The sequence below is a fragment of the Microbacterium aurugineum genome (genome assembly GCF_023101205.1).
GTDB classification, from domain to species: domain Bacteria; phylum Actinomycetota; class Actinomycetes; order Actinomycetales; family Microbacteriaceae; genus Microbacterium; species Microbacterium aurugineum.
The window spans coordinates 1,335,990-1,362,168 of record NZ_CP078078.1; the positions used below are offsets into that span (position 1 = coordinate 1,335,990).

25 protein-coding genes and 2 tRNA genes are annotated in these 26,179 nt (G+C 66.7%); 24 read left to right on the forward strand and 3 right to left on the reverse strand.

All coding sequences use genetic code 11. The features are described 5' to 3' along the window. Positions 1-28 precede the first annotated feature (28 nt). From coaE to KV397_RS06510, 4 genes are all read left to right on the forward strand, one after another. Positions 29-628: a dephospho-CoA kinase gene (gene coaE / locus KV397_RS06495; protein WP_261812466.1), complete on the forward strand. Its 600-nt coding sequence runs from the start codon at positions 29-31 to the stop codon at positions 626-628. After that, entirely contained in the window at positions 625-1,842 is a 1,218-nt protein-coding gene (locus tag KV397_RS06500) for an MFS transporter (protein ID WP_261812467.1), read from the forward strand. The genes coaE and KV397_RS06500 overlap by 4 nt, the downstream gene beginning before the upstream one ends. Before the next feature lie 78 nt (positions 1,843-1,920). Next, positions 1,921-3,993, forward strand: a complete 2,073-nt coding sequence (gene uvrB, locus KV397_RS06505; protein ID WP_153244353.1) for an excinuclease ABC subunit UvrB — start codon at positions 1,921-1,923, stop codon at positions 3,991-3,993. A gap of 15 nt (positions 3,994-4,008) precedes the next feature. Next, on the forward strand, positions 4,009-4,359 hold the full coding sequence (locus tag KV397_RS06510; RefSeq protein ID WP_248540622.1) for a TfoX/Sxy family protein: 351 nt from the start codon (positions 4,009-4,011) through the stop codon (positions 4,357-4,359). Between the two features lie 2 nt (positions 4,360-4,361). Here the strand turns inward: KV397_RS06510 and KV397_RS06515 are convergent, their stop codons facing one another. Next, entirely contained in the window at positions 4,362-4,604 is a 243-nt protein-coding gene (locus KV397_RS06515; protein ID WP_081997077.1) for a hypothetical protein, read from the reverse strand. Positions 4,605-4,649: 45 nt separating this feature from the next. Here KV397_RS06515 and KV397_RS06520 point away from each other — a divergent pair, with 45 nt between their 5' ends. From KV397_RS06520 to KV397_RS06570, 11 genes are all read left to right on the forward strand, one after another. Next, on the forward strand, positions 4,650-5,093 hold the full coding sequence (locus KV397_RS06520; protein WP_261812468.1) for a MarR family winged helix-turn-helix transcriptional regulator: 444 nt from the start codon (positions 4,650-4,652) through the stop codon (positions 5,091-5,093). Between the two features lie 97 nt (positions 5,094-5,190). Beyond that, positions 5,191-8,079, forward strand: coding sequence for an excinuclease ABC subunit UvrA (uvrA, locus tag KV397_RS06525; RefSeq protein WP_047524031.1), 2,889 nt, complete (start codon positions 5,191-5,193; stop codon positions 8,077-8,079). Beyond that, positions 8,079-9,986 carry an excinuclease ABC subunit UvrC gene (gene uvrC, locus KV397_RS06530; protein ID WP_261812469.1) on the forward strand — a complete coding sequence of 636 codons (1,908 nt, stop codon included), beginning with the start codon at positions 8,079-8,081 and terminating at the stop codon, positions 9,984-9,986. The genes uvrA and uvrC overlap by 1 nt, the downstream gene beginning before the upstream one ends. Positions 9,987-10,020: 34 nt before the next feature. After that, the gene (gene rapZ, locus KV397_RS06535; protein ID WP_047524029.1) at positions 10,021-10,893 is read left to right on the forward strand and encodes an RNase adapter RapZ; all 873 of its coding nucleotides are present in this window, start codon (positions 10,021-10,023) and stop codon (positions 10,891-10,893) included. 67 nt (positions 10,894-10,960) lie between these two features. Next, positions 10,961-11,938, forward strand: coding sequence for a DNA-binding protein WhiA (whiA, locus tag KV397_RS06540; RefSeq protein ID WP_017830285.1), 978 nt, complete (start codon positions 10,961-10,963; stop codon positions 11,936-11,938). Positions 11,939-12,123: 185 nt separating this feature from the next. Beyond that, positions 12,124-12,750 carry a superoxide dismutase gene (locus KV397_RS06545; RefSeq protein WP_017830287.1) on the forward strand — a complete coding sequence of 209 codons (627 nt, stop codon included), beginning with the start codon at positions 12,124-12,126 and terminating at the stop codon, positions 12,748-12,750. A gap of 116 nt (positions 12,751-12,866) precedes the next feature. After that, entirely contained in the window at positions 12,867-13,877 is a 1,011-nt protein-coding gene (gap, locus tag KV397_RS06550) for a type I glyceraldehyde-3-phosphate dehydrogenase (protein ID WP_047524027.1), read from the forward strand. Between the two features lie 10 nt (positions 13,878-13,887). Continuing rightward, a complete protein-coding gene (locus KV397_RS06555) occupies positions 13,888-15,102 on the forward strand; it encodes a phosphoglycerate kinase (RefSeq protein ID WP_047524026.1) in 1,215 nt (404 codons plus the stop codon). Next, complete coding sequence (gene tpiA / locus KV397_RS06560) at positions 15,093-15,884, forward strand: triose-phosphate isomerase (RefSeq protein WP_047524025.1); 792 nt, start codon at positions 15,093-15,095, stop codon at positions 15,882-15,884. The genes KV397_RS06555 and tpiA overlap by 10 nt, the downstream gene beginning before the upstream one ends. A gap of 81 nt (positions 15,885-15,965) precedes the next feature. Then, positions 15,966-16,214 carry a preprotein translocase subunit SecG gene (secG, locus tag KV397_RS06565; protein ID WP_047524024.1) on the forward strand — a complete coding sequence of 83 codons (249 nt, stop codon included), beginning with the start codon at positions 15,966-15,968 and terminating at the stop codon, positions 16,212-16,214. Then, positions 16,214-16,567 (forward strand): RNA polymerase-binding protein RbpA, encoded by a 354-nt coding sequence (locus KV397_RS06570; protein ID WP_017830291.1) that lies wholly within the window; start codon positions 16,214-16,216, stop codon positions 16,565-16,567. The genes secG and KV397_RS06570 overlap by 1 nt, the downstream gene beginning before the upstream one ends. A gap of 73 nt (positions 16,568-16,640) precedes the next feature. On the opposite strand, the gene KV397_RS06575 is transcribed toward KV397_RS06570, so the two are convergent. Beyond that, the gene (locus tag KV397_RS06575) at positions 16,641-17,867 is read right to left on the reverse strand and encodes a hypothetical protein (RefSeq protein WP_261812470.1); all 1,227 of its coding nucleotides are present in this window, start codon (positions 17,865-17,867) and stop codon (positions 16,641-16,643) included. Positions 17,868-17,991: 124 nt separating this feature from the next. Beyond that, positions 17,992-18,062: transfer RNA gene (locus tag KV397_RS06580), tRNA-Gly, on the reverse strand. 108 nt (positions 18,063-18,170) lie between these two features. On the opposite strand from KV397_RS06580, the gene KV397_RS06585 reads away from it, so the two are divergent. The 9 genes from KV397_RS06585 to KV397_RS06625 all read left to right on the forward strand — a co-directional run bounded on the left by KV397_RS06585 (position 18,171) and on the right by KV397_RS06625 (position 26,082). Continuing rightward, positions 18,171-18,244, forward strand: a tRNA-Pro gene (locus tag KV397_RS06585). 62 nt (positions 18,245-18,306) lie between these two features. Beyond that, positions 18,307-19,782 carry a trigger factor gene (tig, locus tag KV397_RS06590; protein WP_047524022.1) on the forward strand — a complete coding sequence of 492 codons (1,476 nt, stop codon included), beginning with the start codon at positions 18,307-18,309 and terminating at the stop codon, positions 19,780-19,782. 68 nt (positions 19,783-19,850) lie between these two features. Beyond that, positions 19,851-20,348 (forward strand): tetratricopeptide repeat protein, encoded by a 498-nt coding sequence (locus KV397_RS06595; protein WP_261812471.1) that lies wholly within the window; start codon positions 19,851-19,853, stop codon positions 20,346-20,348. Positions 20,349-20,429: 81 nt separating this feature from the next. Next, complete coding sequence (locus tag KV397_RS06600) at positions 20,430-21,026, forward strand: ATP-dependent Clp protease proteolytic subunit (RefSeq protein WP_017830295.1); 597 nt, start codon at positions 20,430-20,432, stop codon at positions 21,024-21,026. Between the two features lie 20 nt (positions 21,027-21,046). Beyond that, on the forward strand, positions 21,047-21,688 hold the full coding sequence (locus KV397_RS06605) for an ATP-dependent Clp protease proteolytic subunit (RefSeq protein ID WP_047524020.1): 642 nt from the start codon (positions 21,047-21,049) through the stop codon (positions 21,686-21,688). 156 nt (positions 21,689-21,844) lie between these two features. Next, on the forward strand, positions 21,845-22,780 hold the full coding sequence (locus KV397_RS06610; protein WP_227991681.1) for a sugar-binding transcriptional regulator: 936 nt from the start codon (positions 21,845-21,847) through the stop codon (positions 22,778-22,780). A 29-nt stretch (positions 22,781-22,809) separates the two neighbouring features. Next, the gene (gene deoC, locus KV397_RS06615; protein WP_052193791.1) at positions 22,810-23,778 is read left to right on the forward strand and encodes a deoxyribose-phosphate aldolase; all 969 of its coding nucleotides are present in this window, start codon (positions 22,810-22,812) and stop codon (positions 23,776-23,778) included. Positions 23,779-23,791: 13 nt separating this feature from the next. Next, positions 23,792-25,234, forward strand: coding sequence for an aldehyde dehydrogenase family protein (locus KV397_RS06620; RefSeq protein WP_047524017.1), 1,443 nt, complete (start codon positions 23,792-23,794; stop codon positions 25,232-25,234). Further along, positions 25,231-26,082 carry an aldehyde dehydrogenase family protein gene (locus KV397_RS06625; RefSeq protein WP_153244344.1) on the forward strand — a complete coding sequence of 284 codons (852 nt, stop codon included), beginning with the start codon at positions 25,231-25,233 and terminating at the stop codon, positions 26,080-26,082. The genes KV397_RS06620 and KV397_RS06625 overlap by 4 nt, the downstream gene beginning before the upstream one ends. Positions 26,083-26,179: the final 97 nt, after the last annotated feature.

Below are 26,179 nucleotides of genomic sequence, written 5' to 3' on the forward strand. Positions count from 1 at the left end.
GCAATCGGGCGAACCCTAGACTGGCGTCATGCCTCTCATCGCGCTCACCGGCGGTATCGCCTCCGGGAAGTCGACTATCGCCCGGCGTCTGGCGGAGCACGGCGCGATCGTCGTTGATGCCGATCAGATCGTGCGCGACGTGCAGGCTCCGGGCTCAGCGGTGCTCGATCGCATCGCGGAGACCTTCGGCACCGAGGTCATCGGCGGGGACGGCGCGCTCGATCGCACTGCCCTCGGTTCGCGGGTCTTCGGAGAGCCCGAGCTCCTCTCTCAGCTGAACGCGATCGTGCATCCCGCGGTGCGCGAGGAGTCTCAGCGTCGATTCGACGATGCCTTCGCCGGTGATCCGCACGCCGTCGTCGTGTACGACGTGCCTCTCCTGGTCGAGGCCCGAGTGGACGATCCGTGGGATCTCATCGTGGTCGCCCACGCGCCGTCGGCCGTTCGACGCCGTCGACTCGTCGAACTGCGAGGCTTGGACGAACGTGCGGCGCAGGACCGCATCGATGCCCAGGTGTCCGATGATCGGCGACTCGCCATCGCCGACGTCGTGATCGACACGTCGGATACCCTCGAGCGGACTCGTGAGCAGACGGACGCTCTCTGGGAGCGGATCAGCGCGCAGTGACCTTCTCCGGTCACGCGCGTGGTTCACGTGAGTATCGGCGTCTCATCGTCGGCCTGTTCTTCGCGGGCATCGCGACCTTCGCGCAACTCTATTCCGCGCAGGGCGTGCTGCCGCAGATCTCCTCCGACCTCTCGGTCAGCCCGGCGACGGCGGCCCTCAGCGTGTCGGCTGCCACCCTCGGCCTGGCGCTGGCCGTGGTCCCATGGTCGATGGTGGCGGACCGCATCGGTCGCGTACCTGCGATGGCCACAGGTGTGCTCACGGCCACCGTCGTCGGTCTCTCGGCGCCGCTGAGCAACGAGATCTTCGCTCTGCTCGCCCTGCGATTCGTGGAGGGAGTGGCGTTGGGGGCGGTCCCCGCAGTGGCTCTCGCATATCTCAGCGAGGAGGTCGAGGCGGGCTACGCTGCTGCGGCGGCCGGCAGCTACATCGCGGGCACCACAGTGGGTGGATTGCTCGGCCGGATCGGCGCGGGGATCGTCGGCGAAGTGGCCGGATGGCGGGCCGGGGTGCTGGCCGTCGCCGTGATGTGCGCGGTGGCCGCGGTGCTCTTCCTCTGGCTCACTCCCCGCGCCCGAGGATTCGTCCCCGGACGACTGCGTACGGATCGGGGTCCGGGCATCCTCGAGAAGCTCCGTGGGCCGTTGCGATCTCCTCGCCAGTGGGCGCTGTACGCGCAGGGGTTCCTGTTGATGGGAGCGTTCGTCGCGGTCTACAACTACCTCGGCTTCCACCTCGCGGCAGAGCCGTTCGACCTGCCGGCGTGGCTGGTGACGATGCTCTTCCTCGCCTACCTCGCGGGCACGGTGTCCTCGCCGTGGGCCGGCGTGCTCGCTTCGCGGATCGGACGCTTCCCCGTGCTGCTCGCCTCGATCGGCGTCATGGCTGTGGGCGCCGTGCTGCTGCTGGCGCAGGTCGCGGTGTTGGTGTTGTTGGGGCTCGTGCTCTTCACGGGCGGCTTCTTCGGAGCCCATGCCATCGCCTCGGGGTGGACACCGGTCGCGGCCACCCCCGGCAGCAGGGCCCAGGCGTCGTCCCTGTACTACTTCGCCTACTACGCCGGATCCAGCCTGTTCGGATGGATGCTCGGCCTCGTGTTCGTGGGCGCGAGCTGGGGATGGTTCGTGGCGGCCGTCATCGTGATGTGCGCGGCCGCGGCTCTCGCCGCTATCTCGGTCCTTCGTGGCGCTCCGGGCGTTCACCGGTCTTCCTGATCCCCGCGTCTCTCTCCGTTCGAGGTCGAGTCCGCCGCTCACGGCCTCGATGTCGGAGGGGCGGCATACGCTGGAGTCATGCAACCCACGCGCAGCGTCCGCCCCTTCGAGGTCATCAGCGAGTACGCGCCGGCCGGAGACCAGCCGCAAGCGATCGCCGAACTCGCGGCACGTATCAATGCGGGGGAGACCGACGTCGTGCTGCTCGGAGCGACAGGTACCGGAAAGTCGGCGACCACCGCATGGCTCGTCGAGCAGGTGCAGCGTCCGACGCTCGTGCTGGCGCACAACAAGACCCTGGCCGCGCAGCTCGCGAACGAGTTCCGTGAGTTGATGCCGAACAACGCGGTCGAGTACTTCGTGTCCTACTACGACTACTACCAGCCCGAGGCCTATGTGCCGCAGACGGATACTTTCATCGAGAAGGACTCGTCGATCAACTCCGAAGTCGAGCGGCTCCGGCACTCGACGACGAACTCGCTGCTCAGCCGACGCGACGTCATCGTGGTCTCCACGGTCTCGTGCATCTACGGTCTCGGTGCGCCCGAAGAGTATCTCCGGGCGATGGTGGCACTGCAGGTGGGGGAGCGCTATGACCGTGATGCACTCATCCGGCAGTTCATCGCCATGCAGTACAACCGCAACGACGTCGACTTCTCCCGCGGCAACTTCCGTGTCCGCGGCGACACGATCGAGATCATCCCCGTCTACGAAGAGCACGCCATCCGGATCGAGCTGTTCGGAGACGAGATCGAAGCGCTGTACTCACTCCACCCGCTCACCGGTGAAGTCATCGAGAAGCTCGACTCCGTGCCGATCTTCCCCGCCTCGCACTATGTGGCCGGGACCGATGTGATTCAGCGTTCGATCGGCACCATCGAGGCCGAGCTTGAGGAGCGTCTGGCGGAGTTCGAACGGCAGGGCAAGCTCCTCGAGGCGCAGCGTCTGCGCATGCGGACCACCTTCGACCTCGAGATGCTCCAGCAGTTGGGGTTCTGCTCGGGGATCGAGAACTACTCGAGGCACATGGACGGTCGCGAGCCGGGGGAGCCGCCGCACACGCTGCTCGACTTCTTCCCCGACGACTTCCTCATGGTGATCGATGAGTCGCATGTGACGGTGCCGCAGATCGGGGCGATGTACGAGGGAGATGCCTCCCGCAAGCGCACCCTCGTCGACCACGGGTTCCGACTCCCGAGCGCGATGGACAACCGTCCGCTGCGCTGGGACGAGTTCAAGAACAGGATCGGTCAGACCGTGTATCTGTCGGCCACCCCCGGCAAGTACGAGATGGGGATCGCTGACGGTGTCGTCGAGCAGATCATCCGTCCGACCGGGCTGGTGGATCCCCACATCGTGGTCAAACCCTCGAAGGGGCAGATCGACGACCTGCTCGAAGAGATCCGCCTCCGTGTCGAGCGCGACGAGCGCGTGCTCGTGACCACCCTGACGAAGAAGATGGCCGAGGAGCTCACCGACTTCCTCGGCGAGCACGGTGTGCGGGTGCGCTACCTGCACTCCGACGTCGACACGTTGCGTCGTGTGGAACTGCTCAGCGAGCTGCGGTCCGGGGTCTACGACGTGCTCGTGGGCATCAACCTGCTCCGAGAGGGTCTCGACCTTCCTGAAGTCTCGCTCGTGGCGATCCTCGACGCCGACAAGGAAGGGTTCCTCCGTTCGGGGACCTCACTGATCCAGACGATCGGGCGTGCCGCTCGAAACGTTTCGGGTGAGGTGCACATGTACGCCGACAAGATGACCGATTCTATGGCGAAGGCCATCGAGGAGACCGACCGTCGTCGCGAGAAGCAGATCGCGTACAACAAGGAGAACGGCATCGACCCACAGCCGCTTCGCAAGCGCATCGCGGACATCACCGAGGTGCTGGCACGCGAAGGTGCTGACACTGCAGAGATGTTGTCGGGTCGTGGTCGCGCGTCGGGCAAGGGCAAGTCGCCGACGCCGAGCCTTCGCCGGACCGGCATCGCCGCCGAAGGGGCCCAGCAGCTCGAGGCCACGATCCAAGATCTCTCGGATCAGATGCTCGCGGCCGCATCCGAGCTGAAGTTCGAGCTCGCGGGGCGACTGCGCGACGAGGTGCAGGACCTGAAGAAGGAGCTTCGCGCGATGGAGCGCGCGGGACATGCGTGAGCGAGGCGGGGATCGATGGATGCAGCAGGAGACGAACTCGCCGACCGGATCAGAGCACTGTTGAGCGCCGACGTGGAGATCGAGGAGCGGCGCATGTTCGGCACGCGGGCCTTCCTCGACGACGGCCGCATCCTCTTGGGAGCGCGACCGGGCGGCGTCCTCCTGGTGCGGGTCGATGACGAGAGCGGGGCGACGCTGCTCACCCGACCGGGGGTCGCGCGCGCGGTGATGGGATCACGCACGATGAGCTCAGGCTGGCTCGACGTCGTGCCCGGTGTGATCGAAGACGACGACGAGCTGATGTTCTGGCTCGACGTCGCGCGGGAGTCGACAGGGTCAGCCGTGGCGACGCCGGAGACGGACTGACATCAGGGGCAGTGCACGAGCGGTTTCGGCCCGGAACGGTCGATCGTGTGCAGCGTCATGGGTGCCCCGCAGAGCGGACATGCCCGTTCGGCTCGTTCCGCAGGGCTGGGCGGAGGAGTCTTCTCGTACGGACCGACCGAGGCGGGGCCGGCGAACCGGATCAGGTTCGTGTTCACCCAGGAGTAGACGCCCCCTGCCTCGCGGATTCGCGTTCGGAGGGGCGGGCGGTCGGAGTCCTTTGCCATGTTGGTTAGTGTACTAATGATTAGCGCGGATGTATAGTTTCCCCTGTGACGGCGACCGATGACCTGCTCAAGTTGGAGAACCAGCTGTGCTTCGCGCTGGTGACCGCGGCGCGCAACGTCGTCGCCCTCTACCGACCGATCCTGGAGCCGTTGGGTCTCACGCATCCGCAGTACCTCGTGATGCTCGCGCTCTGGGAGAGGGCCCCGCGCACGTTGAATGAGCTGGCGGTCGACCTCGCACTCGAACCGGCCACGGCATCGCCTCTGGTCAAGCGGCTCGAAGCTGAAGGGCTGGTGGCCAGGCAGCGCAGCACTGAGGACGAGAGACGTCTCGAGATCACGCTGACGACGGCGGGGGCGGCCCTGCGCGAGAGAGCCGTCGACGTCCCTCGTCGAGTCATGGCGGCGGTGGGCATGGACGTCGACGAGATCGCGGCACTCAGGGACGGCCTCAGCCCGTTCGCAGGGCGGCGTCCCGAGCTCGGCTGACTCGTCATCGCTTTCGCCTCGACCCGCGTCGGAGGCGGAAGAGATCGCGAGAGGCTCCAGCGGAGCCGATGTCGGTGGCCCCTCGTAGACTTGTCGGGTGCCCATCGTCCCCGTTGCTTCCTCAGGAAAACTCAGTGTCCGCGGTGCCCGCGTCCACAATCTCAAGAACGTCGACATCGACATCCCACGCGACTCTCTGGTCGTGTTCACCGGCCTGTCCGGGTCGGGGAAGTCCAGTCTCGCGTTCGACACGATCTTCGCCGAGGGGCAGCGTCGCTATGTCGAATCGCTGAGCGCCTATGCGCGCCAGTTCCTCGGTCAGGTCGACCGTCCAGACGTCGACTTCATCGAGGGGCTGAGCCCGGCGGTCTCGATCGACCAGAAGTCCACCAACCGCAACCCGCGGTCGACCGTCGGCACGATCACCGAGATCTACGACTACATGCGTCTCCTCTGGGCGCGCATCGGCGTCCCGCACTGTCCCGAGTGCGGTGAGCGGATCCAGCGTCAGACGGTGCAGCAGATCGCCGATCAGCTCATGGAGCTGCCCGAGCGCACCCGGTACCAGGTCGTCGCCCCGATCGTCTCGCAGAAGAAGGGCGAGTTCGTCGACCTGTTCCGCGAACTCGGTGCCAAGGGGTACTCCCGTGCGATCGTCGACGGGGAACTGATCCAGCTCGCTGAGCCGCCGACGCTCAAGAAGAGCTACAAGCACGACATCGCCGTGGTGGTCGACCGCCTCGTCGCTTCCGATGACATCCTCGGTCGCGTCACCGACTCCGTCGAGACCGCACTCGGGCTCGCCGGGGGAGTGGTGCAGATCAACTACGTCGACGGCGAGGGCGACGACGCGTGGCAGACGTTCTCCGAGAAGCTGGCGTGCCCGAACGGGCACGCGCTCACCCTCACCGAGATCGAGCCCCGCACGTTCTCTTTCAACGCGCCGTTCGGTGCTTGCCCCGCGTGCTCCGGCCTCGGCACCCGGATGTCCGTCGACGTCGACCTGATGCTCGGCGACGAAGACCTCTCGATCCGTGAGGGTGTCATCATCCCGTGGACCACCCAGGGCAAGGGTCTGTTCCAGTACTACGAGCGCCTTCTCGAAGGGCTCTCGCGTGACCTCGACTTCTCGTTGGACACGCCCTGGCGCGAGCTCCACTCCGATGTGCAGGACGCCGTGCTGCGGGGGGAGAACTACAAGGTCACCGTCAAGTGGAAGAACCGTTACGGGCGTGAGATGCGCTACGCCTCCGGTTTCGAGGGCGTTGTGCCCTACATCGAGAGGCAGTACCTGCAGGCGGAGTCGGACAACCAGCGCAACCGGTGGGGCGAATACCTCCGCGAGGTGCCGTGCCCGGTCTGCGACGGCGACCGGCTCAAGCCCGAGGTGCTCGCCGTCCAGGTCCACGGCCACTCGATCGCAGAGGTCTCGCACCTGAGCCTCGCCGACGCCCGCGCGTTCATGGAGACGCTGACCCTCACCGACCGCGAGGCGAAGATCGCTGCGCAGGTTCTGCGTGAGATCCGGCTTCGTCTCGACTTCCTGCTGCAGGTCGGGCTCTCGTACCTCAATCTCAGCCGCTCGGCGGGGTCGCTCTCCGGTGGTGAGGCGCAGCGCATCCGGTTGGCCACGCAGATCGGTTCCGGCCTCACCGGCGTGCTCTACGTGCTCGACGAGCCCTCCATCGGACTCCACCAGCGTGACAACCGTCGCCTGATCGAGACCCTGCTCACGCTGCGCGATCTCGGCAACACGCTCATCGTGGTGGAACACGACGAGGAGACGATCGAAGCGGCAGACTGGGTCGTCGACATCGGACCCGGTGCCGGCGTCAACGGCGGCGAAGTCGTGCATTCGGGCCCCTACTCGGCTCTGCTCAACGACAGCGCGTCGATGACGGGGGAGTATCTCTCCGGCCGCCGCGAGATCCCGATGCCGACGAAGCGTCGCAAGATCGACAAGAAGCGGATGCTGAGTGTCGTCGGTGCGCGGGCGAACAACCTCCGCAACGTCACGGCCGACTTCCCGTTGGGCGTGCTCACCGCGGTCACCGGCGTGAGCGGTTCCGGAAAGTCGTCGCTCGTCAACGACATCCTCTACCAGGTGCTCGCTTCTCGGTTGAACGGTGCCCGCACGGTTCCGGGAAAGCACACGCGCGTGACGGGACTCGACAACCTCGACAAGGTCGTGCACGTGGACCAGGCGCCGATCGGCCGCACCCCGCGATCGAACCCGGCGACGTACACCGGCGTCTTCGACCGCATCCGCACCCTGTTCAGCGAGACGCCCGAGGCGAAGGTCCGCGGGTATCTGCCCGGCCGCTTCAGCTTCAACGTCAAGGGCGGCCGCTGTGAGGCCTGTTCCGGCGACGGCACCATCAAGATCGAGATGAACTTCCTGCCCGACGTGTACGTCGACTGCGAGGTCTGCCACGGCAAGCGGTACAACCGCGACACCCTGGCGGTGCACTACAAGGGCAAGAACATCGCCGAGGTCCTCGAGATGCCGATCGAGGAGGCGGCCGAGTTCTTCGAGCCGATCCAGGCCATCCACCGCTACATGAAGACCCTCGTCGACGTCGGGCTCGGTTACGTGCGTTTGGGGCAGTCGGCGACGACACTCTCGGGCGGGGAAGCGCAGCGTGTCAAACTCGCCACCGAGCTGCAGCGCCGGAGCAACGGACGCAGCATCTACGTGCTCGACGAGCCGACCACGGGCCTGCACTTCGAAGACGTGCGCAAGCTTCTCGAGGTCCTGAACGGTCTGGTCGACAAGGGCAACACCGTGATCGTCATCGAGCACAACCTCGATGTCATCAAGTCCGCCGACTGGGTGATCGACCTCGGCCCCGAGGGCGGTTCCGGCGGCGGTCAGATCGTGGCCACGGGCACCCCGGAGCAGATCGCGCGTGTCGAGGAGAGCCACACCGGTCTGTTCCTCGGCGAGATCCTGGGTGAGGGGCGCGCCGCGCGGAAGGCCAGCTGATGGCCGACGTGCTGCCGTACAAGCCGCGCCCGGGGGAGATCCCGACCGACCCCGGTGTGTATCGCTTCCGGGATGCCGCCGGGCGCGTGCTCTACGTCGGCAAGGCGAAGAACCTGCGTCAACGGCTCTCGAACTACTTCGCGCCCCTGCGGACGCTGCACGAGCGCACTCGAAGGATGGTCACCACGGCGGCCTCCGTCGAGTGGACCGTCGTCTCCACGGATGTCGACTCCCTGCAGCTCGAGTACATGTGGATCAAGGAGTTCGATCCACCCTTCAACGTGCGCTACAAGGACGACAAGTCCTACCCCTTCATGGCGGTCACGCTCGCGGACGAGGCACCTCGTGTGATCGTCACCCGAAACAGGAAGATTCCTGGAGCACGGTATTTCGGTCCGTTCCCGAAGGTCTGGGCGGTGCACGAGACGATCGATCTGATGATCAAGGCGTTTCCGATCCGCACCTGCAGCGACTCCAGCTACCGGCGCGCCATGCAGACGGGCAGACCCTGCTTCCCCGGACAGATCGGCAAGTGCGGTGGCCCGTGCTCGATGACGGTGAGCATCGAGGAGCATCGCGCGATGGTCGACGACTTCGTCGCGTTCATGGCCGGCGGTGATGAGCGCTTCACCCGGGAACTCACGAAGCGGATGCTGGCTGCATCCGCGGCGATGGACTACGAGGCCGCGGCGAAGTACCGCGACAAGCTCTCCGCGATCGAGGCTGTGTTGGGGAAGAGCGCGCTCGTGCTGCCCGCGGACGAGGACGCGGATCTGTTCGGCATCGCGGAGGACGAGCTCTCCGCCGCGGTGCAGCACTTCGTGATCCGCGGCGGCCGAGTGCGCGGTGTGCGCGCGCTGACCATCGAGAAGGAGATCGACATCTCCAGTGGCGAGCTCGTCGAGCAGGTGCTGCAGCAGGCATACGGTGAAGCGCAAGACGTCCCTCGTCGCATCCTGGTTCCGACACTGCCCGACGACGCCGCGGAACTCGAGACGTGGTTGCGCGAGCGACGCGGCAAGAGAGTCGAGATCGCCGTCGCCCAGCGCGGCCAGCGCGCCGACCTGCTGCGCACGGCGACATTGAACGCGCAACAGGCGCTGATCCGGCACAAGACTCGACGCACGACAGACTATGTCGCCCGTACCCAGGCCCTCACCGACCTGCAGGAAGCGCTCGGCATGGACGAAGCCCCGCTGCGGATCGAGTGCTTCGACATCTCGCACCTCGGAGGGACGAATGTCGTCGCGTCGATGGTCGTCTTCGAAGACGGGCTGCCTCGCAAGGACCAGTACCGGTCGTTCAACATCGCCGAGACCACGGACGACACCGATTCGATGTACCAGGTGCTCCGTCGGCGGTTGGCCTACCTCGACCGTCCCGAAGAGGAGTCCGAGGTGGTCGACCCGACGACCGAAGAGGTCGTGTCCGAGGACGTCGGCGCAGCGACGGTGCGTCGCAAGCCCCGCTTCGCCTACCCACCCCAGCTTCTGCTGGTCGATGGCGGGCAGCCCCAGGTGGAGGCCGCAGCACGAGCACTCCGCGACGCGGGGCACACCGAGATCGCGGTCTGTGGAATCGCGAAGCGCCTCGAAGAGGTCTGGCTGCCCGGAGACGATTTCCCCGTCATCCTGCCTCGCACGAGTGAGGCCCTCTATCTGTTGCAACGACTGCGTGACGAGGCACACCGATTCGCGATCACGCATCAGCGCAAGAAACGGCGCAACGACATCAGTTCGGTGCTCGCAGAAGTGCCGGGACTCGGCAGCTCACGGATCAAGGTGCTGCTCAAGCATTTCGGCTCGGTGACCGCGCTCCGTGCGGCCGCCCCGGCGCAGATCGAAGAAGTCCAGGGAATCGGCCCCGTGCTCGCCCAGAACATCCACACGCACCTGTCCACTCGCTAGGCTGGAGTCCGAGGGGGAGAGGGAGCACTGAGTAATGGCTGACGAGGAAAAGGGCGAGTTCCTCATCGTCACAGGGATGTCTGGCGCGGGTCGGACCACCGTGGCGAACGCTTTGGAAGATCTCGGCTGGTACGTGGTCGACAACCTCCCGCCGCAGATCCTGCGCCCTCTGCTCGACCTGACCGACATGGGCGGCACCGCATTGCCAAAGGTCGCTGCCGTCGTCGATGTGCGCGGCCGCAATCTCTTCGACGACTTCCCCGGCGTGGCGCGTGCCCTGCGCTCGCGCGGCTCCGTGCGGGTCCTGTTCCTCGACGCCTCCGACGATGTGCTGGTGAGACGGTTCGAGTCCGTCCGACGCCCGCACCCGCTGCAGGGCGAAGGTACCCTGCTCGATGGCATCCGTGTCGAACGAACCCGGCTGGCCCCGATCCGCGAGGGCGCCGACATGGTGATCGACACGTCCACGCTGAACATCCATCAGCTGGCGACCCAGGTCTCGGACATCTTCTCGGAAGAGGGCGAAGCCCGTCACCGCGTCACCCTGCTCAGCTTCGGTTTCAAGTACGGGCTGCCGACCGACGTCGATATCGTCGCCGACATGCGGTTCCTGCCGAATCCGTTCTGGAATGAGGAGCTGCGCGGTCTCACCGGCCAGGACGAACGGGTCAGGGAGTACGTCCTGTCCCGCGAGGGTGCGACGGAGTTCCTGGATGCCTACTCGTCGGCGCTGGTGCCGGTGCTGGAGGGATACCAGCGCGAGAACAAGAGTCACTCGACGATCGCGATCGGCTGCACCGGGGGGAAGCACCGCTCGGTCGCGATGTCGGAAGAGCTTGCGCGCAGGCTCGCCGCCGTCCCGGGCGTCGCCGTGAGCGTCCGTCACCGGGACCTCGGCCGAGAGTAGCGAGCCTTCCGGCCGAGTAAGCTGGACGTTTGCGTCGCGATCCGACGCGTGAACGTGAAGGAGTGTCGTGGCACTAACCACCGACGTCAAGGCCGAGCTGGTCAGCATCCGCAACGCACCCCCGACGGTGCGGGTTGCGGAAGTCACCGCGATCCTCCGGTTCGCCGGTGGTCTGCATTCGATCGCCGGTCGCGTGGCCGTGGAGGCCGAGGTGGACGCGGAGACGCTCGCACGTCGCGTCGCGCGAGACCTCGCCGAGATCTACGGAGTGCGCCCCGAGATCGCGCAGGTGCAGTCGAGCACCGCGAACGACGGAGCGCGGTGGGCCGTCCGTGTGATCGCCCAGGGCGAGACCCTCGCGCGCCAGACCGGTCTCCTCGACCAGCGCCGTCGCCCCGTGCGCGGGCTTCCGAACCGCCTCACCACTGGCTCTCGTGCCGAGGTCGCCGGTCTCTGGCGCGGCGCGTTCCTGGCGGCGGGGTCCCTGAGCGAGCCCGGTCGATCCGCGATGCTCGAGGTCGTCTGCCCCTCGTCGGAAGCGGCGATGGCACTCGTCGGCGCTGCCCACCGTCTCGGTGTCGCCGCCAAGGCGCGCGAAGTGCGGGGCATGCCTCGGGTCGTGGTGCGTGAGGGTGAGGCGATTCGCACGATCCTCAACGAGATGGGGGCGCAGAAGACCGCCATCGCATGGGAAGAGCTGCGTCAGCGACGTGAGGTCCGCGCCGGTGTCAACCGCCTGGTGAACTTCGACGACGCCAACCTGCGTCGGTCCGCCCAGGCTGCCGTGGCCGCATGCGCGCGTGTCGAGCGGGCGTTGGAGATCCTGGCCGACGAGGTGCCCGATCACCTGAAGGTCGCCGGTGAGCTTCGTCTCGCACACCGCGACGCCAGCCTCGACGAGCTCGGTCACCACGCCGATCCGCCCCTGACGAAGGACGCCGTCGCCGGCCGCATCCGTCGTCTGCTCGCGATGGCGGACAAACGCGCGCAGCAGGAGGGCATCCCCGGAACGGAAGCCGCCGTCCCCGTCGGACTCGACGTCTGATCCGTATCCTTCGACGAAGACCCGCCGCCCACGATGAGGGCGCGGGTCTTCGTCATGTGGCGGAAGGTTCGAGGGCGCATCCGCGTTGTCGTCAGTAGGATGAATCACGTCCGCTCTACGCCGCACATCGGCGGCGCGGAGGATCGGCAAGCGCCGCGGCGCGGCGCGGATTGGATGAAAGCGATATGGCGACCTACACGCTCCCCGACCTTCCCTACGACTTCGCAGCGCTCGAGCCGCACATCAGCGGCAAGATCATGGAGCTGCACCACGACAAGCACCACGCGGCCTACGTCGCCGGCGCGAACACTGCTCTCGACCAGCTCGCCGAGGCCCGTGAGAGTGGCAACCTCGCGAACGTGAACAAGCTCGAGAAGGACCTCGCGTTCAACCTCGGTGGTCACGTGAACCACTCGATCTTCTGGACGAACCTGTCGCCGAACGGCGGGGGACAGCCCGAGGGTGAGCTGAAGGCCGCCATTGACGAGTACTTCGGCTCGTTCGAGAAGTTCCAGGCGCACTTCACGGCTGCCGCCACCGGCATCCAGGGTTCCGGATGGGCCGTGCTCAGCTGGGATTCGATCGGCTCGCGTCTGATCATCCAGCAGCTGTTCGACCAGCAGTCGAACACTGCGCAGGGCACGATTCCGCTGTTCCAGCTCGACATGTGGGAGCACGCGTTCTACCTCGACTACCTCAACGTCAAGGCGGACTACGTCAAGGCGGCGTGGAACATCGCGAACTGGGAGAACGTCGCCCAGCGTCTCGAGGTCGCCCGTAAGCAGACGAACGGCCTGCTGGTACTGTCGTAATCGGGTTGCGTCCCGGCGGGCCTCGGCTCGTCGGGACGCTCTCTCAGCCAAAAGACCCCCGCGCATCACGCATGCTGGAAAGTGGCGTGCTGCGCACGAGAAACAGGGAGACCTGAGTGTCTGTCAAGATCGGTATCAACGGCTTCGGCCGCATCGGACGCAACTACTTCCGCGCGGCTCTCGCGCAGGGAGCAGACCTTGAGATCGTCGCCGTCAACGACCTCACCGACAACAAGACCCTGGCGCACCTGCTGAAGTACGACTCGGTCGGCGGCGTCCTCGACGCCGAGATCAGCTACGACGACGACAGCATCACCGTCAACGGCAAGACCATCAAGGCCTTCGCCGAGCGCGACCCCGCCGGTCTTCCGTGGGGTGAGCTGGGTGTCGACATCGTCATCGAGTCGACCGGTTTCTTCACCAAGGCCGAACTCGCCAAGAAGCACATCGAGGCCGGTGCGAAGAAGGTCCTCATCTCGGCTCCGGGTACCGGTGTCGACGGCACGTTCGTGATGGGCGTGAACGAGGACACGTACAACCCGGAGACGGACCACATCATCTCCAACGCGTCGTGCACCACGAACTGCCTCGCGCCGCTCGCACAGGTCTTCAACGACGCGTTCGGAATCGACCGCGGCTTCATGATGACCGCGCACGCGTACACCGCAGACCAGAACCTGCAGGACGGTCCGCACAGCGACCTCCGTCGTGCACGCGCCGCCGCGATCAACATCACGCCCGCGTCGACCGGCGCTGCCAAGGCGATCGGCGAGGTGCTCCCGGAACTCCAGGGCAAGCTCAGCGGCTCGTCCTACCGCGTCCCGGTTCCCACCGGCTCGATCGTCGACCTCACCCTCATCACCGACCGCGAGAACCTGACGGTCGACGAGGTCAATGAGGCCTACAAGAAGGCTGCGGCCGAGGGTCGCCTCGCGGGCTTCCTCCAGTACAACGAGGACCCGATCGTCTCGAGCGACATCGTGCACAACCCGCACTCGTCGATCTTCGACTCCACCCTCACCAACGTCAGCGGAAACCTGATCAAGGTGTCCAGCTGGTACGACAACGAGTGGGGTTACTCCAACCGTCTGGTCGACCTGACCGAGTACGTGGCCGAGCGCCTCTAAACTCAGAAACATGACTCTGCGCACCCTGGACACTCTGGGGTCGCTCGAGGGCAAGCGTGTCATCGTCCGTTGTGATCTCAACGTCCCCCTGCGGGATGGGATCATCACGGACGATGGCCGTGTCCGCGCCTCGCTGCCGACCCTCAACACACTGATCAACGCGGGCGCCCGCGTCATCGTGTGCTCCCACCTCGGACGCCCGGACGGCGCGCCCGACCCGCAGTACAGCCTGGAGCCGGTGGCACAACGCCTCTCCGAACTCCTCGGCTCCCCGGTCGCGTTCGCACGCGACACGGTCGGCGAGTCGGCGACGGATGCCGTCGAGTCGCTCGAGGACGGTGGAGTCGTCGTCATCGAGAACCTGCGGTTCAACCCGGGGGAGACCTCGAAGGATGAGGCGACGCGTGCGGCCTTCGCGGCAGAGCTCGCGAAGCTCGGCGACGTGCTCGTCTCCGACGGGTTCGGGGTGGTGCACCGCAAGCAGGCGAGCGTCTACGAACTCGCCGAGCTGCTGCCTTCCGCTGCCGGTCTGCTGATCGCAGCCGAGCTCGATGTGCTGGACCGTCTGACCGAGAATCCGGAGCGTCCCTATGCGGTCGTCCTCGGAGGCTCGAAGGTCAGCGACAAGCTCGGCGTCATCTCGCATCTGCTTCCGCGGGTCGACAAGATCCTCGTCGGTGGCGGGATGCTGTTCACCTTCCTCAAGGCACAGGGCCACGCCGTGGCATCGAGCCTCCTGGAGGAGGACCAGCTCGACACCGTGCGCGGCTACATCGCCGAGGCCGCCGAGCGCGGTGTGGAGCTCGTGCTCCCCACCGACGTCGTCGTGGCCGCGTCCTTCGGCGCGGACGCCGCACACGAGGTCGCTGCGGCCGACGCGATCGAATCCACGCCGTTCGGCGCCTCGGGCATCGGCCTGGACATCGGTCCCGAGACGGCGGCGCGATTCGCCGAGGTGATCCGCGGCTCGAAGACGGTGTTCTGGAACGGCCCGATGGGCGTGTTCGAGTTCCCCGCCTTCGCAGCGGGGACCAAGGCCGTCGCGCAGGCGCTCACCGAGGTCGACGGTCTCAGTGTCGTCGGCGGGGGCGACTCCGCTGCCGCGGTGCGTCAGCTGGGCTTCTCCGATGAACAGTTCGGTCATATCTCGACCGGCGGCGGCGCGAGCCTCGAATTCCTCGAGGGCAAGAAACTACCTGGGCTGGAGGTCCTCGGATGGGCGTGAACTCCCGTACCCCGCTGATCGCGGGAAACTGGAAGATGAATCTCGACCACCTTCAGGCGGTCGCGTTCGTGCAGAAGCTGCACTGGACGTTGAAGGATGCGAAGCACGAAGACGGGTCCGTCGAGGTGGCGGTCTTCCCGCCCTTCACGGACATCCGCAGCGTGCAGACGCTCATCGATGCGGACAAGATCCCCTTCGCTCTCGGCGCGCAGGATGTCTCGGCGCACGACTCCGGTGCGTACACCGGCGAGGTGTCGGGCGCATTCCTGGCGAAGCTCGACGCGAAGTACGTCATCATCGGCCACTCCGAGCGTCGCGAGTACCACTCCGAAGGCGACGACGTCGTGGCGGCCAAGGTGCAGGCTTCCCTCAAGCATGGCCTCGTTCCGGTGATCTGCGTCGGTGAGACGGCAGAGGACCTCGAGAAGTTCGGTGCGAGCGCGGTTCCCGCCGGTCAGCTCGAGGCCGCACTCCAGGGTGTCTCCGCGCAGGCGGACATCGTCGTGGCGTACGAGCCGGTGTGGGCCATCGGCTCCGGTCAGGCGGCGACTCCGCAGCAGGCGCAGGATGTCTGCGCCGCACTGCGTGGGGTCATCGCAAAGGTTCTGGGCGACGAGGCCGCGGCGCGCACGCGGATCCTCTACGGCGGATCCGTGAAGGCGGCGAACATCGCCAGCTTCATGCGTGAGCCCGATGTGGACGGCGCTCTCGTCGGTGGGGCAAGCCTCGTCGTGGACGAGTTCGCGGCGATCATCCGCTTCGAGAAGCACGTCGGCGTGTGAGTGCAGCGGGGCTGCGGCCCCGCTGCACCGTATACTTGACCGTTACGGGGGCGCTCCGGCCCCATCGAAAGGCTCTTTCTCGTGGCAATTCTTGAGTTCGTCCTGCAGGTCGTGCTGGGTATCACCAGCGTCCTGCTGACCCTCCTCATCCTCTTGCACAAAGGTCGCGGCGGTGGCTTGTCCGACATGTTCGGTGGCGGCATGACGTCTGCCGTCGGCTCCTCCGGCCTTGCGGAGCGGAACCTGAACCGCTTCACCGTCGTCCTGGCTCTGACGTGGTTCATCTCCATCGTCGCGCTGGGCCTCATCACGAAATTCGAGGTCATCTGATGGCTACCGGTGGAAACGCGATCCGCGGCACCCGCGTGGGCTCCGGCCCGATGGGGGAGCAGGACCACGGTTATCACGCCGACCGCATCGCGGTCTCGTACTGGGACGGGCTCGGCAACGAGACCGTGCGCTACTTCGCAGCCGGTCTCCCGGAAGAGGAGATCCCGGAGACGATCGACCACCCGCAGTCTGGTCTGCCTGCCGGGCGCGACAAGGAGAATCCGCCCGCGCTCGCGAAGGCGGAGCCCTATAAGACGCACCTCGCGTACGTGAAGGAGCGTCGTACAGACGAGGAAGCGGTCCAGCTGCTCGACGACGCGCTCACGCAGCTGCGTGAGCGTCGGGGCCAGTGACCTCGACCTGACATCGAAGAAGCCGCCGCGAGTGATCGCGGCGGCTTCTTTCGTCTCGCCCGGGTGCGGGGCCTCAGCGGCACCCGGCAGCGGCGTCGATGTACTCCTGTGGCGGATAGCCGTATGCCCAGACTCCGTTGGCGTCATCGGTGTATCCCATGCTGATCGCCCAGGCGGTCGCCCACTTCTCGATGCTGTCCTGCGTGGAGGCGTCGTACATGTCCTCGCACTTCACGCTGATCGCGTGGCCCACCTCGTGTGCGACGAGTGCTTTGCTCCGCTCAGCGGGCCACTGTTCGGCGACCGAGTTCGACAACTCGATGATCGCGCGATCCGGGTCGTCCCACCACCACGTCGTGTAGCCGCCCATGCTGCCGTTGTACCCCGCGCCGTTCACCACGGGAGCCCAGTCGAACTCCAGCAGGACCCCGGGGGCGAGTGACCGCGCGAAGGCCTCGATCTCCAGTCTCGCGTTCTGCAGGGGCCCCGCCTTCTCCGCCAGTTCTTGGGCCTCGGTGGCGACGACCTCGGCTGCGGCTCCCTGCAGGGACAGGTACGTCGTCGCCGCAGCGGCGTCCAGGGTGGTCGTCGCGGCGGCGTCTGCAGCGGCGTTCCGCAACGCGATCACGGCATCGTTCCTCGCGGAGAGATGCGCCTTCTCGAAGCCGACGGCGGCTTCGCCCGCTGTCGCGAGAAGGGTCACCCCGCTCCGGGAGACACCATCACCGACGGTGGCGATCTCGGTCGTCACCGTGCGCAGATCGTCGGAGAGGCGGCTTGTCGATGCCAGGTGCTGCTCCAGAAGCGTCGTCGCTCCGAAGAGCTCCCAGAACCACACCGGCTTCTCGCCGGATGAGGGAACCTCGGTCGCCACGATCTCCTCGGCGGAGGCAGCGACGATCTCCGCGTCCTCGGACGCTGTGGTCAGCGCGGCCCCCAGCTCCGCGTCCACGGCGACAGCCGGCTTCTCGACGGAGAGGATCTGCTCCGCCGCATCGGTGACATCGCGCAGTTCGGTGATGTCGCTGCGAACCTCCGTCTTCGCCGTGGACGCCGTCTCCGCGGCCTCGGCGTACCGCGATGCGGCGTTGTCGTAGCCGAGGTTCGCAGCCACCTGCGTGATCGAGAGAGCGGCGATCACCGCGACACCGCCGACCAGTCCCAGGATCAGCCCACGGCGGTTCTTCCGCTGTGCGGGAGGGGAGAGGGGAGGCGGGGTGGACGAGAACGCGACAGGTAGTCGATGCTCGCCGGAAGAAGGCGTCGGCGTGTCGAGAGGTGGCGGGGTCGGGATTGTCACATCGTGCCCATTCGGTGGGGCCTTCCGGCCGGTGGCTGCCTGCATCGATGCTGTCAGCGTATTCGACTGCCGGGCGGAGAGAGGAGAAGGCCCCCACCGCGGGGGTGGGGGCCTTCTGGAGCGGAGGGGCTGACGGGAATCGAACCCGCATCATTAGTTTGGAAGACTAAGGCTTTACCACTAAGCTACAGCCCCGGATCCGAGACTCCGGAAGTCTCAGTGCCGACTCAACGACTATACCGGACTCTGGCGCATGCTCCGGTCCGTTAGACTCGGTGGGGCTGAATCTGCGTGCGGATTCCCCGGGGCGTAGCTCAGCTTGGTAGAGCGCCCGCTTTGGGAGCGGGAGGTCGCAGGTTCAACTCCTGTCGCCCCGACACGGCCCCACAGACCTTACAGCCGCGATACCGCGCGGAAATCACAAGGAGAACACACCAGCATGGCGAACAGCACCGTCGAGAAGCTGACCCCGACCCGGGTCAAGCTCACCATCACGGTCACCCCGGACGACCTCAAGCCCAGCATCGCGCACGCCTATGAGCACATCGCTCAGGACGTGCAGATCCCCGGCTTCCGCAAGGGCAAGGTTCCGGCGCCCATCATCGATCAGCGCATCGGCCGCGGTGCCGTCATCGAGCACGCGGTGAACGAGGGCCTGGACAAGTTCTTCCGAGACGCCACGGTCGAGCACAAGCTGCGTGTCGTCGGTCGTCCCGCGGCGGACATCACCCAGTGGCCGAGCGAGAAGGACTTCTCGGGCGATCTGCTCGTCGACATCGAGGTGGACGTCCGTCCGGAGATCGAGCTCCCCTCCTACGACGGCATCACGGTGACCGTCGACGCCGTCGAGGCGGATGACGCTGCGCTCGACGCTGAGCTCGACAACATGCGTGCCCGCTTCGGCACGCTCGTCCCGGTCGACCGTCCGGCCACGAAGGGTGACTTCGTGGACCTCGACCTCGTCGCCACCATCGACGGCGCCGAGATCGACCGCGCCGAGGGCGTCTCCTACGAGATCGGCTCCGGCGAGCTGCTCGAGGGCATCGACGACGCGATCGAGTCCCTCACCGCGGGGGAGGACACCACGTTCCGCTCGGCTCTCGTCGGCGGCGACCACGCCGGCTCCGAGGCCGAGGTCTCCGTGACGGTCAAGGCCGTCAAGGAGCGCGAGCTGCCCGAGGCGGACGACGACTTCGCTCAGATCGCGAGTGAGTTCGACACGATCGCGGAACTCCGCGAGAGCCTCGCCGAGCGTGTCGCTCAGCAGGGCGTCTTCACGCAGGGCTCCGCGGCGCGCGACAAGCTCGTCGAGGTGCTTCTCGAGCAGATCGAGATCCCGGTTCCGCCGCAGCTCATCGAAGACGAGGTCCACAACCACCTCGAGGGCGAAGGCCGTCTCGAGGACGACGTGCACCGTGCCGAGGTCACCGAGGCGAGCGAGAAGCAGTTCCGCACGCAGGTGCTGCTCGACACGATCGCCGAGCAGGCCGACGTGCAGGTCTCGCAGGAGGAGCTCAGCCAGTACCTCATCCAGTCGGCCGCGCAGTACGGCATGGCGCCGCAGGAGTTCGTCGAGGCTCTGCAGTCCTCGAACCAGCTCCCCGCGCTCGTCGGTGAGGTCGCCCGCAACAAGGCCCTCGCGATCGCGCTCGGCAAGGTGAAGGTCGTCGACAGCAACGGCAAGGCCGTCGACCTGTCCGACTTCATCGTGACCGATGACGAGGCCGCTGAGGCTGAGGCTGAGACCGCCGAGGCCGAGGAGAAGCCCGCCAAGAAGGCCCCGGCCAAGAAGCCGGCCGCCAAGAAGGCTCCGGCCAAGAAGGCCGACGAGGCTGACGACGCCGAGAAGCCGGCCGCCAAGAAGCCGGCCGCCAAGAAGGCTCCGGCCAAGAAGGCTGCCGACAAGGCCGAGTGATCGACACGATCCAGTGAAGAGGGCGGATGCTGCGGCATCCGCCCTCTTTTCCTATCGAGGGGACAACCATGACGAAGAGCTGGGACGAGCGCGTGGATGAGGTGTGGGCGCAGGCCTCCGGCGAGGAGGTCGGAGCCGACACGGTCGCGCGCATCGACGCACTGGCCGCGGAGCGCGGACCCGATGACGCCCGTGCGGAGTTCGAACGGGCCGGTGCCCGTGACTCTGCGGGCTTGCCGGCCGAAGCGGTCGCGCTGTATCGACGGGCTCTCACTTTGGGGCTCGACGAGGAGCACCGTCCGCAGTGCGTGATCCAGTTGGCGAGTTCGTTGCGGAACCTCGGTGAGTACGACGACGCCCTCGCCGTCATCCGCGCGGAGGAGGAACGGTCGGCCGACGGTCCGTACCGCGATGCCGTCGCCACGGTGCACGCGCTCATCCTGGCGAGCGCGGGTCGGCCGGCACAGGGCCTCTCCGTGGCGTTGCTCGCCCTGGTGCCCCACCTTCCGCGTTACCACCGGTCGATGACGGCATACGCCCTCGAGATCGCTCACGCCGACACCTGATATGCCGACGGCGAACACGGCCTGGGTGCCGCGCCTGCGCCGGTAGATTCGAATCACTGAAACACGGAATCAGGAGCTGACATGGCTGCAGAACCCCTCCTCGCAACGAGCGTCTTCGACAGGTTGCTGAAGGACCGCATCATCTGGCTCGGCTCGGAGGTGCGAGACGAGAACGCGAACGAGATCTGCGCGAAGATCCTTCTTCTCGCCGCAGAGGACTCCGAGCGAGACATCTACCTCTACGTGAACTCGCCCGGAGGCTCGATCACCGCCGGCATGGCGATCTACGACACGATGCAGTTCGTGCCGAACGACATCGTCACGGTCGGAATCGGTATGGCCGCATCGATGGGGCAGCTGCTCCTCACCGCGGGCACCAAGGGCAAGCGCTACATCACCCCGAACGCGCGTGTGCTGCTTCACCAGCCGCACGGTGGCTTCGGCGGGACGTCGAGTGACATCCAGACCCAGGCGCAGCTCATCATGTCGATGAAGAACCGTCTCGCGGAGATCACCGCGGCCCAGACCGGCAAGTCGGTCGAGCAGATCAACGCCGATGGTGACCGCGACCGCTGGTTCACCGCCGAGGAAGCGCTGGAATACGGCTTCGTCGACCACATCCGCGAATCGGCCTCCGACGTCATCGGCGGCGGCGGAACCGACCAGGACACCGAGTAACGGAAAGCGAAAGGACGCTCATGTACACACCCACCTTCCGCTCATCCGGTGACCTGCCCTCCAGCCGCTACGTGCTCCCGCAGTTCGAGGAGCGCACCGCCTACGGCTTCAAGCGTCAGGACCCGTACAACAAGCTGTTCGAAGACCGCGTGATCTTCCTCGGCGTGCAGGTCGACGATGCGTCTGCCGACGATGTGATGGCTCAGCTCCTCGTCCTGGAGAGCCAGGACTCCGAGCGCGACATCACGATGTACATCAACTCGCCCGGTGGCTCGTTCACCGCGATGACGGCGATCTACGACACGATGCAGTACGTCGCGCCGCAGATCCAGACCGTGGTCCTCGGGCAGGCGGCCTCGGCGGCCGCCGTGCTGCTCGCGGCCGGTGCGCCGGGCAAGCGACTCGCGCTTCCGAACGCTCGCGTGCTCATCCACCAGCCCGCGATGGGCGAAGCCGGTCACGGACAGGCTTCCGACATCGAGATCCAGGCCGCGGAGATCCTCCGCATGCGGACCTGGCTCGAGGAGACCCTGGCCGGGCACACGAACCGCACCCCGGAGCAGGTGAACCGCGACATCGATCGCGACAACATCCTCTCTGCCACGCAGGCACTCGAGTACGGCATCGTCGACCAGGTGCTCACCACGCGCAAGCGCGTCTGAGCGTCTCAGACATCGAAAGGACGCCCGTCGGATCCGACGGGCGTCCTTTCGTCGTCTCCGGCGGATGTGCAACCTCCTTCGCTCGGTCTGCGCATATGAGCACGCAGGTGCGCGGACGCAGTATTGGGCCTACCCTGGAGGAGGAAGGAGGATTCCGTGGAAGAAGATCTGCTCATGGTTCGCGTCGCCGAGCTGTATTACGACGAGGACAAGACCCAGGACGAGATCGGCGGACTTCTCAAGATCTCCCGCTGGAAGGTCGGTCGTCTGCTCACTCAGGCGAGGGAACGCGGAATCGTGCGTATCGAGATCGTGCATCCTCGGGCACGGCGCCTCGGCCTCGAACGGCTCCTCGTCGAGAGGTTCGGACTGACGGACGCCGTCGTCGTTCCTTCGCCGGAGGGTGACGATGGGACGCTGGAGCGGGTCGCGCAAGCCGCGGCCGATTTCCTCACCGCTCTGCGACCGGTTCCCCGCACCCTCGGCGTGAGCTGGGGTCGCACCCTGCGCGCCGTCGCGGAGGCCCTTCCCGACGGGTGGGCCAACGGCGTCACCGTGGTGCAGCTCAATGGGGGAGTGAGCCTGAACCGCCGTTCCGGGGGCGCCGCGGGGCTGGCCGTCACGATCGCCCAGCGGGCGTCGGGTCAGGTATCGCTGCTCCCCAGTCCCGCCATCCTCGAGCGAGTCGAGACCAAGCAGGCCATCGAGTCGGACCGCACCGTCGCGGCCGTGCTCGAAGAGGCTGCGGAGGCGCAAGCGTTTCTCTTCACCGCAGGCCCCTGCGACGCCTCGTCCGCCCATGTCGAGAACGGATACCTCCGTGCGGAGGACGTGGAGGAACTCGCGCGCCGAGGCGCGGTCGGCGACGTTCTCGGCCGCTACGTCGACGCGGAGGGCAACATCGTCGACTCGCAACTCGACGCCCGGACGGTCGGCGTCTCGCTCGACCGTCTTCGCGGAGCCACCCATGCGATCTTCGTGACGGCGGGTCCCGCCAAGCACGACATCGCACGTACAGTCGTGACCAGTCGCCTGTGCGGCGTTCTGGTGACCGATGAGACCACAGCACGAGCATTGTTGGAGGAACAGTGACGACCAAAGAACTCAGCCGCAGGACGGCGGTGGATGTTCTCGGCGCCGAGCCGGACGACGCCACTCTCCGGCGCTTCCTGCACGGACTTCCGGGAGTGGACGCCGTCGGTCTGGAACAGCGCGCAGCCGGACTCGGCACGCGTTCGATCAAGACCACGTCGAAAGCCTGGGCGCTCGACACCATCATCAAGCTGATCGACCTCACGACGCTGGAGGGGGCGGACACCCCCGGCAAGGTGCGCTCGCTCGTCGCCAAGGCGAAGACCCCCGATGCGGCCGATCCGTCGACACCGCGCGTTGCTGCGGTCTGCGTCTACGGCGACATGGTCGGCGACGCGGTGAGCGCGCTCGGCGGTCTGCACGGCGACCCCGACGACGGTCTGATCTCGGTCGCGGCGGTGGCCACGGCATTCCCGAGTGGGCGCTCATCGCTCGCGATCAAGCTCGCCGACACCGCTGAGGCGGTCGCCGCCGGCGCTGACGAGATCGACATGGTCATCGACCGCGGGGCGTTCCTCTCCGGCCGCTACGGGCTCGTGTTCGACCAGATCGCCCAGGTCAAGGAAGCCTGCCGGCGTGAGGACGGCTCGTACGCCTCTCTCAAGGTGATCCTCGAGACCGGTGAGCTGAACACGTACGACAACATCAAGCGCGCGTCCTGGCTCGGCATCCTTGCCGGTGGCGACTTCATCAAGACCTCGACCGGCAAGGTCCAGCCAGCCGCGACGCTCCCCACGACGCTGCTCATGCTCGAGACCGTCCGCGATTGGTATCGCGGGACCGGGGAGAAGATCGGTGTGAAGCCCGCCGGTGGCATCCGCTCCTCGAAGGACGCGGTGAAGTACCTGGTCACCGTCGCCGAGACGGTGGGCGAGGAGTGGCTGCAGCCGCACCTCTTCCGTTTCGGAGCCTCCAGCCTGCTCAACGACGTTCTCCTGCAGCGTCAGAAGCTCACTTCCGGCCACTACTCGGGCCCCGACTACGTCACGATCGACTGACGGGAAGACGAACATGTCATTTCTGGAATACGCTCCGGCACCGGAGTCCACCGCGATCCTGAACCTCAAGGACAGCTACGGTCTGTTCATCGACGGCGAGTTCGTCGACGGCTCCGGTTCGTCCTTCTCGACGATCTCGCCGTCGAGCGAGAAGCACATCGCCGAGATCGCCTCCGCCAGCGACGAGGACGTCGACCGTGCGGTCGCCGCCGCGCGCCGCGCCTATGACAAGACGTGGTCGAAGATGAGCGGACGCGACCGTGGGAAGTACCTCTTCCGCATCGCCCGCCTCGTGCAGGAGCGCGCCCGTGAACTCGCGGTCGCCGAGAGCCTCGACAACGGAAAGCCGATCAAGGAGAGCCGCGACGTCGACGTGCCCCTCGTCGCCTCCTGGTTCTTCTACTACGCAGGGTGGGCAGACAAGCTCGATCACGCCGGACTCGGGGCGAACCCGCGCGCGCTCGGCGTCGCCGGACAGATCATCCCGTGGAACTTCCCCCTGCTGATGCTCGCGTGGAAGATCGCGCCCGCTCTCGCGGCCGGGAACACCGTCGTGCTCAAGCCCGCCGAGACCACCCCGCTGACGGCGCTCCTCTTCGCGGAGATCCTGCAGCAGGCCGACCTTCCGGCCGGTGTCGTGAACATCGTGACCGGAGCCGGCGCGACCGGATCGACGCTGGTGCGCCACCCCGACGTGGACAAGGTCGCCTTCACCGGTTCCACGGGGGTCGGTCGTGACATCGCCCGGGCCGTGGCAGGAACCGCCAAGAAGGTCACCCTGGAGCTCGGCGGCAAGGCGGCGAACATCGTGTTCGACGACGCGCCGATCGATCAGGCCGTCGAGGGCATCGTGAACGGCATCTTCTTCAATCAGGGCCATGTGTGCTGTGCCGGAAGCCGTCTGCTGGTCCAGGAGTCGATCCACGACGAGGTCGTCGACCGACTCAAGACTCGCCTGTCGACGCTGCGGCTGGGGGACCCCCTCGACAAGAACACCGACATCGGTGCGATCAACTCCGCCGCGCAGCTCGCGCGGATCCGCGAGCTCAGCGACATCGGTGAGGCGGAGGGCGCGGAGCGGTGGACCGCTGACTGCGCCATCCCCGAGCAGGGGTTCTGGTTCGCTCCGACGATCTTCACCGGGGTCGAGGCGTCGCACCGCATCGCCCGCGATGAGGTCTTCGGCCCTGTGCTGTCGGTGCTGACCTTCCGCACCCCGGCGGAGGCGATCGCGAAGGCGAACAACACACCGTACGGCCTCTCCGCCGGCATCTGGTCAGACAAGGGATCGCGCATCCTCGCGGTGGCCGACCGACTGCGCGCCGGGGTGATCTGGGCCAACACGTTCAACCGATTCGACCCGTCGAGCCCGTTCGGCGGTTACAAGGAATCCGGGTACGGCCGCGAGGGCGGACGTCAGGGACTCACCGCCTACCTCAAGGGAGCCGCAGCATGAGCAAGCGTCTGACCGTTCCGAAGACGTACAAGCTGGCGATCGGCGGCGCCTTCCCGCGCAGCGAGTCCGGACGCACCTATGAGGTGCTCTCACCCAAGGGCGCGTTCCTCGCGAACGCCGCCAAGGGGTCACGCAAGGACGCCCGCGATGCTGTGGTCGCCGCGCGTGCCGCGGTGAAGGGCTGGTCGGGTGCGACCGCCTACAACCGCGGGCAGGTGCTGTACCGCGTCGCCGAGGTGCTCGAAGGCCGCAGGGCGCAGTTCATCGACGAGATCGTGGCGCAGGAGGGGGCTTCGTCGTCCGCTGCTGCCGCTCAGGTCGACGAGGCGATCGATCTGTGGGTCTGGTACGCCGGATGGTGCGACAAGTACGCCCAGGTGGCGGGCAATGCGAACCCGGTGTCCGGTCCGTACTTCAACATCTCCGTACCGGAACCGACCGGTGTAGTGGCCATCGTCGCCCCGCAGGACTCGTCGTTGCTCGGATTGGTCTCGGTCGTCGCGCCGGCTCTGGTCGCGGGTAACACCGTCGTGGTCGTCGCGAGTGAGCAGCACCCCCTGTCGGCGATCAGCCTCGCGGAGGTTCTGGCCACGAGCGACGTCCCCGGCGGCGTCGTCAACGTGCTCACCGGTTCGCCGGCCGAGATCGCCCCGTGGCTCGCCTCGCATCAGGACGTGAACGCCCTCGATCTGGCCGGCGCGGGCGACCTCGACTGGGTCGACATGCAGATCGCGGCCGCCGACACGCTCAAGCGCGTGCTCACACCGGGTGAAGTGATCGCCTCCCCGGAGCGGATCGGTGCCTTCACCGAGGTGAAGACCGTCTGGCACACCAAGAGCATGGTCTGATCCGCGTCCGCGGATCTCTCCGAATGCTGCGGCGTCTCGACCGGTGCGCACCGGTCGAGACGCCGCAGTGTCGTCCGGCATCCGACGTGTCCGCGCC

What these genes read in the sequence shown, in the direction of transcription:
- coaE (WP_261812466.1), top strand. Translation starts at nt 29, where the DNA reads ATGCCTCTCATCGCGCTCACCGGCGGTATCGCCTCCGGGAAGTCGACT.
- uvrB (WP_153244353.1), top strand. Translation starts at nt 1,921, where the DNA reads ATGCAACCCACGCGCAGCGTCCGCCCCTTCGAGGTCATCAGCGAGTAC.
- KV397_RS06510 (WP_248540622.1), top strand. Translation starts at nt 4,009, where the DNA reads ATGGATGCAGCAGGAGACGAACTCGCCGACCGGATCAGAGCACTGTTG.
- KV397_RS06515 (WP_081997077.1), bottom strand. Translation starts at nt 4,604, where the DNA reads ATGGCAAAGGACTCCGACCGCCCGCCCCTCCGAACGCGAATCCGCGAG.
- uvrC (WP_261812469.1), top strand. Translation starts at nt 8,079, where the DNA reads ATGGCCGACGTGCTGCCGTACAAGCCGCGCCCGGGGGAGATCCCGACC.
- rapZ (WP_047524029.1), top strand. Translation starts at nt 10,021, where the DNA reads ATGGCTGACGAGGAAAAGGGCGAGTTCCTCATCGTCACAGGGATGTCT.
- KV397_RS06545 (WP_017830287.1), top strand. Translation starts at nt 12,124, where the DNA reads ATGGCGACCTACACGCTCCCCGACCTTCCCTACGACTTCGCAGCGCTC.
- KV397_RS06555 (WP_047524026.1), top strand. Translation starts at nt 13,888, where the DNA reads ATGACTCTGCGCACCCTGGACACTCTGGGGTCGCTCGAGGGCAAGCGT.
- tpiA (WP_047524025.1), top strand. Translation starts at nt 15,093, where the DNA reads ATGGGCGTGAACTCCCGTACCCCGCTGATCGCGGGAAACTGGAAGATG.
- KV397_RS06570 (WP_017830291.1), top strand. Translation starts at nt 16,214, where the DNA reads ATGGCTACCGGTGGAAACGCGATCCGCGGCACCCGCGTGGGCTCCGGC.
- tig (WP_047524022.1), top strand. Translation starts at nt 18,307, where the DNA reads ATGGCGAACAGCACCGTCGAGAAGCTGACCCCGACCCGGGTCAAGCTC.
- KV397_RS06595 (WP_261812471.1), top strand. Translation starts at nt 19,851, where the DNA reads ATGACGAAGAGCTGGGACGAGCGCGTGGATGAGGTGTGGGCGCAGGCC.
- KV397_RS06600 (WP_017830295.1), top strand. Translation starts at nt 20,430, where the DNA reads ATGGCTGCAGAACCCCTCCTCGCAACGAGCGTCTTCGACAGGTTGCTG.
- KV397_RS06605 (WP_047524020.1), top strand. Translation starts at nt 21,047, where the DNA reads ATGTACACACCCACCTTCCGCTCATCCGGTGACCTGCCCTCCAGCCGC.
- KV397_RS06620 (WP_047524017.1), top strand. Translation starts at nt 23,792, where the DNA reads ATGTCATTTCTGGAATACGCTCCGGCACCGGAGTCCACCGCGATCCTG.
- KV397_RS06625 (WP_153244344.1), top strand. Translation starts at nt 25,231, where the DNA reads ATGAGCAAGCGTCTGACCGTTCCGAAGACGTACAAGCTGGCGATCGGC.